The sequence below is a fragment of the Arsenophonus sp. PmNCSU2021_1 genome, from assembly GCF_036919435.1.
GTDB classification, from domain to species: domain Bacteria; phylum Pseudomonadota; class Gammaproteobacteria; order Enterobacterales; family Enterobacteriaceae; genus Arsenophonus; species Arsenophonus nilaparvatae.
This window is the reverse complement of sequence record NZ_JAZHPL010000004.1, coordinates 385,520-398,924: the sequence shown is the minus strand read 5'-3', so window position 1 is coordinate 398,924 and position 13,405 is coordinate 385,520. Positions and strand designations below refer to the sequence as shown.

Sequence of the window (13,405 nt, the reverse complement as noted above, 5' to 3'; positions counted from 1 at the left end):
ATTATCAATTATACTTGAAGATACGTACCTGCAACAGGTATCTTTGGTTTAGATGGCATTAAACAATATGCAACCAGTCCGCCTAATAAATTCACTACAAAGTTAGCCGGAGAGCGATGTCGCGTATGCTCTATTTGACAAAGATTTTTTAACTCATCAAATACCGTTTCAATGACAGAACGATGACGCAAGATGGCTTTGTCGAAACAAGTCTGTTTAATAGGCTTCATTTTCTTCTTGATATTCGTTATAAGGCTAATTCCCATCGTTTTGAGTTGCTGTTTCAGTGAAGCCGATAAATACCCTTTATCTGCGTACAAACAACCAGAAAGATCCTTTGTCAGCTCAGGCAATGGTTTCCGATCATCGGTGTTTCCTGGTGTGAGTCGAAAACTGAGTATTTCCCCCAAATGATTGATAATTACATGAAGCTTGAAACCAAAGAACCAACCTGTTGAATTTTTTCCCCGTTCAGCTATCCCATTGAAGACTTTATGTCTGCGGATCCGTAAGTTATCACACACCGCTATCGGAGTAGAATCGGCAACCGATAGCCCCGTGCATTTTCCCTTAATTGACTCAAACAGTGCCGTTAACGCTAAGGCACTACGCGGAAGTAACTCTACACAGCGTGAATAGGATGGCAAGTTAGGAAATTCCTTCCGGAGATATAAGCGGACATAATAGAGATAAAATACCTTGAATTGCCTGAATCGGAGTTGATGAAACAACACAACCAGTGTCATCATTTCCGCCAACGAAAGCTGAGTAGACCGTCTACGACGCTTAGTACCGTTAGTCAGCAAATATTCATGCATTTTTGGCTCGAAGTCTTTGCAAAAATCATCCATCAGGCAATAAAGTTCAGTAAGATTTTCCATAATTGTTTAACAATGCTCTACTCTTTAACCAGACTGTTAGAGTATTTTAACAAAACAGGCTCATTCAACTATTTGAATATCAAGACTTTCTCTTTATTTCTTATCCCGAACTCAGGTTAATTTAATTTTCATCACGTTACCTTTTAATTAAATGGATTTATCAGCGAGTGCCGCTTCGGTCACATCGTCAAAGTCGTTTAAGGGGTTAGTAATAATGGCAGGTCGAGGGTCAGATTCCGGTGCGATAACAGGTTTACCGTCTGCACGTTCAATAAGTGCTTCTAGTTTTGCCCAGCGACTCGGTTTGTCTTTTTTAAGCAATTTTTCAGCCTGTGGTGGGCTGATAATTTTCTTGTGGTAGATTTGCTCCTGTTTAAGTTTGGCATTTTTTAACAGCGTTTCGGCTTCACGTTCATCACCCCATACGCGATTGCCCGTTGTGTAATGCCTCGGCGACCCGATTGCGTAAGGCTTTACAAAAGCTCTCTATCAAATCGACATGCGGGTAGAGTGTTGCCATTTGCTCAGGGGTTAGTAGCGTAATGCGTTTTGGTGCATTACTTAGTTGGGGGTTCAAAGGTTGGGTTAAATCGACAAAATCGCCTCTGACTTCATTATGGACAAACTGCGCCTGAGCAAAACACAATCCGCCTTTTGCTTTGCAGAACTGGCATTGTTTAATGCCCGGTGAAAAGGCACTATCGGGTAGCGCATTAAGCCCGTTGCGCTCGGCGAGGGTTGCCATCTCCATGGCTTTTTGCGCCCGCAATGTATGTAAACACGGCACTACGGGTGTATCGCCGGAAGAGCGCATGCTACAAGAACGCTTGGCACTGTTGCCGCTGCCGAAAGTCATGCAAGCATTTCCTTTACCGATACATCAGACTCGCCCCATTCCTATAGAGAGCCTACAACATCCTTTGTCCGTCTATCAGTCGATTCTGGAGATGCCGATATGAATCTTCAGTATGAACGCATCGAAAAATTCTGCCAGCAGCTTAAACTGGACAGACTAAGCACAGAGTGGCCAGCTGTAGCGCAAGGAACTGTCGACAAGAACGGTACACACGCTGACTTTCTAGAGTCTGTTTTACGACTCCAGTATGAAGGACTTACTGAACGTCGGCGTCAAACGATACTCCGTTTATCTGGGCTGCCAGTGATAAAGACGTTGGAGCAGTTTGATTACAAATATGCCAGCGGTGTTCCCCGTTGTCAGCGATCATGCAAAACTGATCCACTAACGATCATGATGCGGCGTGCGATATTTGAAGCCAAAACGTGCGATAAATGGCAGGCTACTTTTGTTTCCATCAGTGCAACGAAATTACACTGTCATTTTTCATCGGAGGCACTTTGGTCTGTTTGAGTGGTACGATCAACGGGACAATATTTGTAGATGCTGGTCAATGAAACACCATACAGTAATGCAAGCTGTTTTCTGCTATGACCGTTAGCCAATAATTTTTGAGCGTCCTGTTGCTGTGCAAAAGATAGCGACTGAGGTCTGCCGCCAATACGCCCCCTACTTCTTGCTGCTGCTAAACCTGCTTTAGTCCGCTCAACAATCAGTTCTCGCTCCATTTGTGCTAACGCACTCATCACATGAAAGAAAAAACGGCCAGCGGATGTAGAGGTATCAATGCATTCGTCAAACTATGAAAATGAATACCTTCATCTTCCAGTTTGGATATTAAAGTAATCAAATGTTTAATGCTGCGACCCAGTCTATCCAGCTTCCAGACGACTAAGGTGTCACCCGATTTCAGTGCATTTAGCGCGCGTTTTAATCCGGGTCTCTGATCTGTTTTTCCGCTGATTTTATCCTCAAAAATCTGCTCACAATTTGCGCAAATCAAGGATTTTTGCTGTAAATCGGTGTTTTGGTCATTTTTTGACACCCTCATATAGCCTATTTTTGCCATTTTAGCCTCTTATTCTCCCTCTGAAAGCCTTGTCATTGCTGGTTTTGGGCAAAATATTAGCTAAATTCTCTATTTAATAAAACCAAGGTTTTTTAGAAAAAGATTCTTGTCTGGGATGTCAGCCCCATTTTGATTTTTTGCTAATTTTTGATTTAATGAATTAATCACTGTTTCCGAAAATTTCGCATCATTGCCAAGGGCTTTTGCAAGCTTGTTTAGCGTATTCAAATCCACTGTCGCACCATCAACTAACGCGAGTTTCGCTTTATTCGCTTCTGCCTCAGACAATTTTTTCACCGCCTGATAAAGCTGGTCATGCTGGCTTTTATTAAGACGAATACCTGAGCGTTCAATAACGGTACACACTTCCTCTTGTAGTGCATCATAAAGATCACTATTCAATTTTGTTGACGGTGTGCCGGTAGTCGGATCGCCGTTGGTAAACCCGTTTTTTCCCTGCCCGAATTTATCTTTTTGGGCGGTAGAGGTATCAATTCGATGCATCATTTTCTCCTTTAATGTAGGCAAAAAGTACTTGGGTATGTGAAGGACACAGGCGCTCAATAACACATTCCACGGCGCTATCTCCCCACGTCCTAATCGACTCATTGCAAGCACTGGTACAGCTAATCCAGCGTACATTCGCTTCAGCAGGAATATTCACCCGCCAGTAATAGCGCCACTTATCGTCCCAAGTCAGATCTGGCGTACTATCAAGATGTTGAAATTGTTCTATTGTTGCTGTTGGATAGCCCAATATTTCCAACTGCTTTTTGAAAAAAGCCGCATTAATACCGCCAACATTATTCACTTTGGCATCAAGCACTTGTTGCCTTTCTTCTAGCGTTTGCGCTCTATTAGCGAGGCATTTATCCGGCCGTCCGCATAATTTTTCGTAACGGTTAATTAATTCAACCGATTGGGCCGGGTTAATTTCAATCATCAGGCTATCAGCATGTTGATGGGCTTGTGCCAGTGAAGGGGCTAGCCCTTTAATGAGCAGATCTTCTTCATCCCATGCGGGGCCAGGCGGCAATAACGTTCGCAACAATTGCGTATATTCGTCGTCCAGATTTGTCATGATGCTCACTCCTTATATTTTGCCCACGTGACCTCACCCAATACCGGCACTTCCGTCTGGGCTAATTCAATATCTACCGTTGGCGCAATAAGACGATGGGCGACCTCACCTGCTGCAAGACTGATGGCTTCAGCGAATCTTGAAAGAAAAAGCTTGCTGCCAGGCTTGCCTTCTCGCTGTAAGAAGGCTTTGATTTCTGCGATAACCGCTGTCCGTATTTCTGGCGTATCCGTTGATAAGGCTATCGAAATGGGAACAGTTTTTGCCGTAACCGGAAAGACCGTTAAACCACTACCGGCAACAGGAGCAAGGGGTAAGATATGCTCTCTGACTTTGGTTAAGATTTCCTGTGTGGGGGCAGGATGGTCTACATCATCACTCGCCACCATCACCCCAACCGTGCCGATACCGTTCTTATGTCGATGTGTCCATGCACGACTTATGCCTAAAACTTCTTTCGCCCAGCGAACATAATCACTATCCCCACCCCCTTGTGGTGTATCGTACCAGCGCGCCATGATGCGTTGTCGCCAGCTATCCAAATCTTCAATATCGGTTCCCGTCCTGATGTTATCGGCATAACAGGTAGACGACAGTCCCGTTATCGGGGTTGCAAGACGTAACGCGATACCATCTTCCAATTGCCAGCCTGACCGCTGCTGTTTGCAACGACGGGCACGCGAAGTACACCCCTTGCTGATATTGTTGGGGCCGTTGTGGTGTAGATTTGACCATCATCACGGTGTATTTCCGTGTCAGCGGGCATCGATAGGGCATTTTGTACACCCTCCCACCAAACAAATCCGCTCGCTTTGGTTGCCCCTTTACGTGGGCAGCGTTTGATATTACCGTGACGAATCAGCCATTCCTCATCCGCCAAATCCGGCAAGATATTAGCGCTAAATAATCGATATAGCCGTATAGGGTATGAATAGCGGCGGCCTGTACTCTGGCGTACACTTCAGCATCGAGGCGGCGTAATACGCTATCTTCATTAAATCGGGTGAGCAAATCACCGCGAATGGTGTCTATCAGTTGTGACAGGGTCGGGCGCGAAAAACCGCTAGTTTGCATGGATTACGCTCCACAGGTTGTTGAATGTCATCGTTTTTATGTTATGGTCAGGTAACGTCAGGATGACAGTTGCCATTAATCTATCGATGCCTGAGCGTACTACCTCAATATCAACCCGAAGCGCGAGACCGTCGTCTGTCATCCATGTGAGCGCCTGAGCGATATATTCTTTTGCTTTTTGCGCCGTCTGGTTAGTTAAAGTGCTGCGTTTTAACAAGTGCAATCGAGAGCCAATCCGGTCGTTTTGTACGGTCGGCCACGTATCGCCCCACCACCCAAACGGCGTATCTGTGTCATCATCCGGCTCAGCGCGTCGCCAGGTGAACAGCGAGATAATCACGGCACGGCTTAATCGGTCATCATGTTGAATGGGAACGCCTGTCATGTTATTTCATACCTTGAGTAGGTGTGCCGGTCATACCGCCACTATCGCCTGAATGAGCATGGCTGTTGTACTGTTTCCTCATCGTGCTTAATGAACCCACTTTATCTTGCACCTCGGCAGCAGACGTGATCGATTTCTCCGCCTTGATTTCACCGGGTGTTTCAATTAATGCGGTATTAAGTACCACCTTGTTTTTGGCATTCAGGATGAACGTCTCTGTCCTCGCCTCTATCAACCGTCCGCGTTTGAGCACGATGCTATCGCCTTCATCGGTATAGATAGCCACCTCACCACTTTTTAGCCCTTTTATCCGGTAGCGACGGTCAGCAACGTTAATCAAAACGCAGTGAGAACGGTCGCCAGCGAGAAATAGAGCAACCCCTTCTGCACCTGCATGGGCAGTCGAGGTAAAACCGTAAGGTTCCAGGTACTCCATACCTGTTTTCGTTTCGCCCGCCATCATGGATATATCAACCTGTTGGCAAGCGGTCGCGTTATTCAGACGTTGTATTACCGCTCGTGACCATAGGCGCGCAAGGTTTCGCTGCAACCGAGAAAAAATATTTTGCATTGCTTCTCTCATTAATAGGTTAAACTAAAGAAAAAGTGATATTTTAAAATTTCTATAGGTCGCCGATATCTTCTGTCTCTTTTTCCTTTAACGCTTCAAGCGGCGGAATATAGGTGGCTTCGGGTGCAACACGGAGTTCACAGCATTTTCCGCCTTCATCCTGCGTATACACCACCTCACTAATCACGAGTTCCCGATTGTTAAAACCTAACACGGGGTCAAAAACGATAACCCGCTGGTTAGGTTTCCACAGACTGCCGTCACCTTGTCGCCACCCCTGCACGGTATAGGTGGTTTCTTCGGTTCTGGCTGCTCGCTGCCTGGCTTCAAATTCGCTACGTGCTTTACAACTGGCCCCTGTTGCATTACCGGATTGCTGGATATGTTGCGGACGATAGCGCGTTATCTGACTATCCCTGGCTCTGGGCGCAGTGCCGTTAACGTCGCTTCACCGTGATCTGTGTCATCACCTACCCTTTGCCCTGCGACCTGGTATTCCGAAAAACGTTCACGGATACTCTGCTCGGTATCACAGGTAAGAATATTTTCACCCCAAACCAGCGCGGTGGTAGCTTTGTCATTACCAACCAGACCAATAACAAATTGCCGTCTTCGTCATCCCAGGCGAGCGCCTGTTGGCTTCCTAACGCCTTGTTTAGCACTTCATGGACAGTTTCCCCATAATCCGCCTGAAAAGTCTGTAGCGGCGTTTTTGGGGCTTTTTGGCTAATGACCTTAATACCAAACGGTTTTGTCAGTTCTGACGCGATTTGATAAAGCGTTTTCCCTGTAAATACAGTCGAGTTTGCGGCGCAATCAATCAAATCGGCTGTCTTGCTCCGGCCACTGATGCCAACCTGGATACTCTTGGCGTCATAGCGTATCGGGGTTGCTTCAATCCAGCCGGTGAGGACTTTATCCTGACCCATTAGGACTTCGACAAGCTCGCCTTTTTTAATTCTGGGCTGTAGTGGTACGCTTCCCGATTCACCGGGCCATTGGCGGGTGATTTCTACGTTGAAATCGCGTGAGAGCCGCTCTATGCCTGCTGAAATCTGTACCCGCGTCCAGCCCCCCCATTCGCGACCGTTGACGCGCAATATCACGTAATCACTCATCTTGCAGGTACTCTCAAGGGTTTAACCGGTATAAAGCCTGGATGATTAACGGCATTCCGGCTGGTGATATCGGTTTCCCGTGCCGCATTGTCATACCACTTGGCAGCCAGAACCAGCGCCGGTAGCACTGCCTCGGGCGTGCGTGTTACCGTTTTTTCAACTTGCGCCAGTCGTGTTGCAATATCCCGGTTAGCATCGGTTTTCACCTGTTGCAAGGCAAGGAACAGCGCATCATCAAGCGTTAATGCCTGTTCGTGCTCGATAGCCTGATTCAGCGTTTCTCGCACCGTGACCAACGCATCCCACGTTACCGCCGCCAGTCCTTCAATGTGACTGCCTGCCGTATGAGAAACCGCGTGTAATGCGGGATGGGATATATTGAAGTGTACCTGACGTTTTGCACGTTGATTAACCGGTAATAGGGCTGTACGCGGCGGCGGTAATTGTGTTAATCGCCAGGCGGCTTCATGGATCGCGGTCGTGCGCAAAACAGCGGCGATAGCATTACCCTGAATGCGTTCAGACTGTACGCTTGGCCTGTCGCTTTTCCATACTCCACGCGGCGCTAAATCATTCCCTAGTGTGACACCCGATAGCGTTTTGATTTGCTGTGACAATGTAGAAGCATCTTGCGCGGTACGCCTGCCAGCACGCCACATCCGCTGTATCGCTTCGACCAGGTTTTTACCGGATGAGCCGGACTTTAAGATCACCGAAATATCGCCATGCAATAGCCTTGACGCGGCAGTAATGCCGTTATCAATAGTGTCAAAGGCTTTGGTGACGTTGTTAATCATGCTTTTAGTCCGTGCTAACACGCCAGCCTGTGCAAAATCCGGTAAGCCTTTTAAGCCCACATGAGCAAAAGCTTCGCCAATGCGATCATTTAGTGCTGAACAGGAAGAAATTAACGTTTGGCCCGTCGCAACACCGGCTGTTGGGAAAGAAAGCTCTCCAGCCTCAACCACGCTAAAACTAACACGACACATACGACCTTCGCGCCCGCTATGGCTTACTCTCACTTCACCGTCAATACAGACAGCTATTTCACCGTAGTAGGGATGTACCAGCGTTCCCGGCCCTGGCGTATCAATAGCCACAATGAGCCGATCTCGGGCATCGAAGAAATCATCACCGACCAGATAGGCATTGATAGTAAATCGCCGGGTGGCGCGTCCAAGATCTTCGGTATAGGGTTTATCCCTGTTGGGGTATTCGTGAACCTGTACCAGTCGCCCGAACGTTCCCTCGTCATCGTCTACCTGAAACGGGACACCGCGAAAGGACGCTTGGCGTAAGTAATCTTTCCAATTGGTCATCAAGACTCCTGAAAAAGAAAAAACCGCCGAAGCGGTCATTGTCTTGCAAAGCGGTTATACCCAACATCGTAATTCAACCAAGATGGTTGCTTTCCTTCTGTTTGTACGCTTGTTCCCTTCGGGACATCCATAAATCTAACAACCACCTCCCCTTTTTCCTGCGAAAGGATAGGGGATAGTGCAGGGTTAACCGTGTTGCTTTCATAGCGTTTAGCTTCATCCAGACCGGCTTGATAGCGATCTCGCTCATCTCTGCTAAAAAAGGGAGTCCAGTCAGTCGCAGTGAACAGACCGTGGTTATCCATCCATTTTCCGACATCGGTTTTTCCTATCGTACTATCCATAGCACTTTTAACGGGATCGTAAAGCATAGTAGCGGCTGCACCATATAATCCAAATTTACCGCCCAGACCCAATAATCCTGTTGCCTTTGTCACTTTCCCAAGTTTGCCCATTTCTTTTGTTACACCACCAATAGAGGAAATCATATCGACCGACCATTTTGTAGCGACAAACACTAAAATGCCTTTAAGGATGTTTTCCCACCCTCCCAAGGCCTGTGCTACACCGTCAATACTTCGACAGACTGCTTTAATAATCGGGCCGATCGTTTCCCAGTTGTCGACAATAAGTCCACCGCCTATTACCATTAACGTGACCAGTTTACCTAGCCTCGACATTTTCATCACGCTGTTAAAAATCCTGAAAGCACGGGTAACAACCCCTACCGCCGTCGCGGTGCCCAGTAGATAAAGTCGCCACTTGGCAAAGGATTTAATCAGTTCTGGATTGGCTTTTGTCCAAGTACGAAATTGCTCAATCAACGGCTGAATTTTCTTTGTTGCTTCAACAATTGAAGGCAGAAAAATACTACCAATACTCACGCTGGCAACATGCATCTGATTTTTAAACAGTTGGATAGCATTTGCCGTGGTTGCCGCACGGCTAGCGTATTCCTTCTGCATTGAGCCGCGGTACTTTTGTTTGTCTGCAACTCTATCAAAATTAACTTCCAGTAATTTAAGGTTGGTGAGTAGTGGCGCAATTGATCCCAGAGATTCAGAGCCAAACAAGTCATTTAATAATGCCATCTGATCTTTTTTAGGCAATTTTTCAAGGGATTTTAAAACCATCAACATCGCGCCTTTCGCGTCTTTCTGCATCTGTGCGGCCAGTTTTTTGGGGCTGATTTTTAAGGTGTGTAGTGCGATTTTTTGCGATTTTGTCGCTGATTTCCCCTTGGTTAACGCCAGCATAAAGTTCTTAATGCCGGTTGCCGCCACATCTGACTCAACACCCATTCGGGCAATGGTTGCGCCAAGGGCCGCTATCTCACCGGAGGCGAGACCGCCCACTTCACCCAGCGGGCCAATCCGTGTCACAATTTCAGAGATTTTCGCGGCATTGGCTGGCCCTTTGTTGCCAAGGTAGTTAATTTTATCGGCCAGCGAGACGACATCATTTTGCGTCAACTGGAAGGCGGTACGCCACTGTGCCATCATCTGCCCAGATTGCTCAGCCGTCTGGTCAAAGGCGATACCCATTTTTACAGCGGATTGAGCGAAGGACATTAATTCTTCTTTCGCTATCCCTGCCTGACCGCCTGCGGCCACAATCTGACCAATGCCATCTGCGGCCATCGGCAATTCCGTCGACAGCTTAAGAATATCTTCTGACATCTGTTTAAACTGCTCGGGTGTATCAAAATCAACCACCTTGCGGACATCCGCCATCGTTGATTCAAAGTCTATCGCCTGCTTGATAGGGCCAGCCATTGCGGTAACAACGCCAGCCCCTAATGCAGCAGCCCCTGCCAGTCCTGCGCTAAACTCCTTCTTGAAGGACTTCATTTCACGCCGCATCCCCTTTAGCGGGGCGGAGAGTTTATCAACGGCAGTGATAACTGCTTTTAACTCAAAACTATTAGCCACCCTGTCGCTCCTCGTTGATACGAACAGCCTCTGCTTCCAGATCAAAGAACTGGCTTAGCGGATGCTGGCGTAATTCAAAGGGGTTTATGCGCCAGAACCAGGCAACGTTGTAAAATCGTCGTCTGAGACTGCTAAGTTCTGGGCACTGGTAAAAAAACTCACGATGGTCATCGAGGCGACAAATACATCATGTAACGATAACTGTTGCGCTGAAGAGCGTGGGATATTAGCCAGTTCAGGAAGATAAGCGAGTGCTGAGCGCGTATCCAGGCGTGTATCGCCTCGCTCCGAATAACTAAACGGAATACCAAATTTTTCTACCTGATCAAACGTAGGTTCCTGAATATCCAATACCGATACTTCTTTGTTCTGTACTTTAATTGGTTTGCTAAGTGTAATTGATTTCATTGATAAAATCCTTCGTCTCCGTGAAACTCCATCTCGACTGTTCCTTCAAGTGGGTTATAGGTAGATTCACCTGACAACCATGCGCCAGACAATACGTACACCATGCCGTTAGCCAATTCGGCGGTAATGGTCATTTCATCGGCGCTGGTCAATTTTTGGATAGGAAAATTTTTCTCGACCTTGAATTCGGCTTTGATATACGGTGCCTTGTGCGTTTCTTTGTAATGTACACTGCCATCAGCGCCGACAATGTCCTCTCGAATGACGGTATTAATAGGTAATTCAAGCGTACCGTTTACTGATAATTGATTACCATCTGTCTTAACATACAAGACACCGCCTATTTTTCTTGTACCCGTCATTACATCACCTCACCATTGTTATATTGCAGTCTGAATTGATTCGCCAACGCAAATACCCGCAGTTGGTTGATATAATCCGCCGGGAATACCACATCAATTCGATTAGCGTCATTTCCGTTACGTTCAACGATAAGATTTTTACGAAAAGCGTCAAAATTCTCGACAATGCCTTCTTTTTCCAACTGACGATAAACCGCACAGAGTTCGCCTTTGATAACGGCTGGCGTAGCAATCGCTTGCCCTGCGCCGAATCGGGTACCATCATCAGCCAGTTTTTGTCGCCCGTATTTGCTGGTGATAACGGATTTTAATCGCCGCAAAACATAGGCACTGGTATAGAGTGTTTCACTGTCTAGATAGCTGTTATCGGCCACCCCGTAACTATTTTTCTGATACGTCGTTACATCGCGCTGAATGCGTAATACGCCACCTTCGACATTGGCGGTGGCGATACCGTGTGAAAGGAGGGATTGCTGCTCTGTCAAGGTGAATCGCTTGCCAGACGGTGCGGGTAATACCCCGTTTAATTCACCCGTATGGGTGGGTCTGGCCGGATCATTACGCAGAAATATCGCGCACCGTGCCAGTCGTGCCGCAACCAGTTCATCAAGCGCAGTTTGTATCGCTTTCTCATAGCCTGCAATGGTGAGATGCGGATCATTAAGCGTGTCGCCAAAAGCGACCAGTTCACCGACCGTCCCTTTTTTTGCGGTATAAACATGACCGTAAAACTGCTGATAGGGACTCCAGCGCCCGTTCTTGTCGTTCATCGCCGCGCCCATCTTTTGCAAAGAGGCAGCATCAGAGAAAGGCAGCCCAATAAAATCAAATAATAAGTCACCCATTGCGCTGATAACGCCATCCATATCGGGTGAGCCAGCGCCGCAACTCATGGCAGTAATGGTAATATTGAGACCGTGAGGCGTATTCTCACCGCCTGTCGGCGAATAATAGTTCATCATCAAGGGAATATCGTTGCCAGTTAACCCTCTATGCTTTGCGGTCAAGCTGATTTTTCCAGCTGAAATTGCCACGGTGACAGGCAAATCTTCGTTGTCATTGATCGCTTTACCAAGGGCGGCTGCAACGGTATTCGCGGTATCCGATTCCTTGACAGCAGATAAAATACGCTGGTTGCTGATATACAGCGTAACGACACCGGAATCGGTTGCGGTGCCACTAATGGCAATCTCGCCTGTTGCTTTCGTCCCCTTGTTTTCATGTACAGCAGGTACAGCAATGACAAACAGTTCACCGACAGCATCAATCCGGCGATATGCTCGCACCATGCGGTGCAACTGGCTGCCCCGACCGGCTAACTGTTGCATCATTTCTGCCGAGGGAATGATCATCGGTGAATTCAGGGTGATTTTTGCATTCGGTAATGCATGGCCAATGAGCAGTGCAGGGCCGCTGGCTTGCATCGTATTGGCAGCGCTGTTATCCATTTCTGGATAGAACCCAGGCACACGCAGATTCGCGTTCACGGTATTAAAGCTGATGGTCATTCCTGAGCCTCCTCTTTAGCTTTTTTTAGCTTGTTTTTTGTGGTATCAATCGTCTCTTGATTGATTGCAAGCGGGGGATTGTCGGATTCACTCACTTCCTCAATATCATCGTCCTGTTTTCTTCTTATCCAAAAAAGCGTTTTTTCAACACGTAATCCTTTTTCTAGCAAATATTCACCAAAATACTCTTTGGTATCGCGCATATATTGCGGAATAGGCACTTTTCGTCCGTGCTTAGGCTTAATAAAAACAATTTCAGGTGGGGTACCCATCATTTTATCTGTATCTCCAGATGCGATTTTACGTTGCCTGACTGTTCGTTCATATCAATAGCAACCGTATGTAAATCAGGTAAATTATTCAGATCGGCGTATTGCCGTGTGTCTTCGGCATTGATTTCGATTTCCACTTTAAAATTAAATTGCCAGATCAATTCATCCTGGTTCATATCCAGATATTCATCGTCCGCATATTCAATCGCTCCGTAGGCCGGATCAGGTGTCCATCCCAGGATAGCGCGCCAGATTTCACTGCGGACTTCATCAATCAAATCACAGGATGTGTACTGACCACGTTTATCGGTATTATTTAGAATAACAATCACAGAAAATTGGTCGGTTAATACTTGCCAATAATCGGTTTGCGAACGTTGTTCGCCAACAGTAGATCCACTAGGCACAACATACGCTGACGGTAATTCCAATTGAGTACATTCGAGGGCAGTGCCATATTCTGCCGTGCCGCCTATCCGTTGTTCAAAGCGAGGGCAATGAGTACGCAGCGCGCTAATAACGGGGCTAAGTTTCATTATTTCTTCCTTTTTCGGGGTTGAGGCCGAAGTG

At 47.0% G+C, this 13,405-nt stretch carries 13 protein-coding genes and 5 pseudogenes; 2 read left to right on the top strand and 16 right to left on the bottom strand.

The genetic code is table 11. The features are described 5' to 3' along the window. Window positions 1-8: 8 nt before the first annotated feature. Window positions 9-881 (bottom strand): IS982 family transposase, encoded by an 873-nt coding sequence (locus V3224_RS06580; RefSeq protein ID WP_334467716.1) that lies wholly within the window; start codon window positions 879-881, stop codon window positions 9-11. A 147-nt stretch (window positions 882-1,028) separates the two neighbouring features. Then, window positions 1,029-1,626 (bottom strand): annotated as a pseudogene (locus V3224_RS06575) (DUF2800 domain-containing protein). Between the two features lie 67 nt (window positions 1,627-1,693). Here V3224_RS06575 and V3224_RS06570 point away from each other — a divergent pair. Together V3224_RS06570 and V3224_RS06565 are read left to right on the top strand one after the other, a co-directional pair. Then, window positions 1,694-1,840, top strand: coding sequence for a hypothetical protein (locus V3224_RS06570; protein WP_334469440.1), 147 nt, complete (start codon window positions 1,694-1,696; stop codon window positions 1,838-1,840). Beyond that, complete coding sequence (locus V3224_RS06565; RefSeq protein ID WP_334469439.1) at window positions 1,837-2,250, top strand: ATP-binding protein; 414 nt, start codon at window positions 1,837-1,839, stop codon at window positions 2,248-2,250. Before V3224_RS06570 ends, V3224_RS06565 begins: the two co-directional genes overlap by 4 nt. On the opposite strand, the pseudogene V3224_RS06560 reads toward V3224_RS06565, so the two are convergent. The 14 genes and pseudogenes from V3224_RS06560 to V3224_RS06495 form a co-directional block, all read right to left on the bottom strand. After that, a pseudogene (locus tag V3224_RS06560) lies at window positions 2,217-2,806 on the bottom strand (recombinase family protein). The gene V3224_RS06565 and the pseudogene V3224_RS06560 sit on opposite strands and share 34 nt — an antisense overlap. A gap of 296 nt (window positions 2,807-3,102) precedes the next feature. Next, window positions 3,103-3,310 (bottom strand): annotated as a pseudogene (locus V3224_RS29780) (hypothetical protein); the annotation flags it as partial. After that, the gene (locus V3224_RS06550; RefSeq protein WP_334469435.1) at window positions 3,297-3,887 is read right to left on the bottom strand and encodes a YmfQ family protein; all 591 of its coding nucleotides are present in this window, start codon (window positions 3,885-3,887) and stop codon (window positions 3,297-3,299) included. The pseudogene V3224_RS29780 and the gene V3224_RS06550, both read right to left, overlap by 14 nt. A 5-nt stretch (window positions 3,888-3,892) precedes the next feature. Then, window positions 3,893-4,961, bottom strand: a pseudogene (locus V3224_RS06545) (baseplate J/gp47 family protein). Next, window positions 4,951-5,346, bottom strand: coding sequence for a phage GP46 family protein (locus tag V3224_RS06540; protein WP_334469433.1), 396 nt, complete (start codon window positions 5,344-5,346; stop codon window positions 4,951-4,953). Before V3224_RS06540 ends, V3224_RS06545 begins: the two are co-directional and overlap by 11 nt. Window position 5,347: 1 nt before the next feature. Next, on the bottom strand, window positions 5,348-5,917 hold the full coding sequence (locus tag V3224_RS06535; protein ID WP_334469431.1) for a phage baseplate assembly protein V: 570 nt from the start codon (window positions 5,915-5,917) through the stop codon (window positions 5,348-5,350). Window positions 5,918-5,969: 52 nt separating this feature from the next. Then, window positions 5,970-7,035, bottom strand: a pseudogene (locus tag V3224_RS06530) (phage baseplate assembly protein). Next, window positions 7,032-8,354, bottom strand: coding sequence for a DNA circularization protein (locus V3224_RS06525; RefSeq protein ID WP_334469429.1), 1,323 nt, complete (start codon window positions 8,352-8,354; stop codon window positions 7,032-7,034). The pseudogene V3224_RS06530 and the gene V3224_RS06525 overlap by 4 nt, the downstream one beginning before the upstream one ends. Before the next feature lie 35 nt (window positions 8,355-8,389). After that, complete coding sequence (locus tag V3224_RS06520) at window positions 8,390-10,285, bottom strand: phage tail tape measure protein (RefSeq protein ID WP_334469427.1); 1,896 nt, start codon at window positions 10,283-10,285, stop codon at window positions 8,390-8,392. 84 nt (window positions 10,286-10,369) lie between these two features. Continuing rightward, window positions 10,370-10,693, bottom strand: a complete 324-nt coding sequence (locus tag V3224_RS06515; RefSeq protein ID WP_334469425.1) for a phage tail assembly protein — start codon at window positions 10,691-10,693, stop codon at window positions 10,370-10,372. Beyond that, window positions 10,690-11,055, bottom strand: coding sequence for a phage tail tube protein (locus V3224_RS06510; protein WP_334469423.1), 366 nt, complete (start codon window positions 11,053-11,055; stop codon window positions 10,690-10,692). Before V3224_RS06510 ends, V3224_RS06515 begins: the two co-directional genes overlap by 4 nt. Beyond that, window positions 11,055-12,563 (bottom strand): phage tail sheath subtilisin-like domain-containing protein, encoded by a 1,509-nt coding sequence (locus V3224_RS06505; protein ID WP_334469422.1) that lies wholly within the window; start codon window positions 12,561-12,563, stop codon window positions 11,055-11,057. Before V3224_RS06505 ends, V3224_RS06510 begins: the two co-directional genes overlap by 1 nt. Next, window positions 12,560-12,838, bottom strand: a complete 279-nt coding sequence (locus V3224_RS06500; RefSeq protein WP_334469421.1) for a DUF2635 domain-containing protein — start codon at window positions 12,836-12,838, stop codon at window positions 12,560-12,562. Before V3224_RS06500 ends, V3224_RS06505 begins: the two co-directional genes overlap by 4 nt. Beyond that, the gene (locus tag V3224_RS06495; protein WP_334469420.1) at window positions 12,835-13,371 is read right to left on the bottom strand and encodes a phage tail terminator protein; all 537 of its coding nucleotides are present in this window, start codon (window positions 13,369-13,371) and stop codon (window positions 12,835-12,837) included. The genes V3224_RS06500 and V3224_RS06495 overlap by 4 nt, the downstream gene beginning before the upstream one ends. Between the last annotated feature and the right edge of the window lie 34 nt (window positions 13,372-13,405).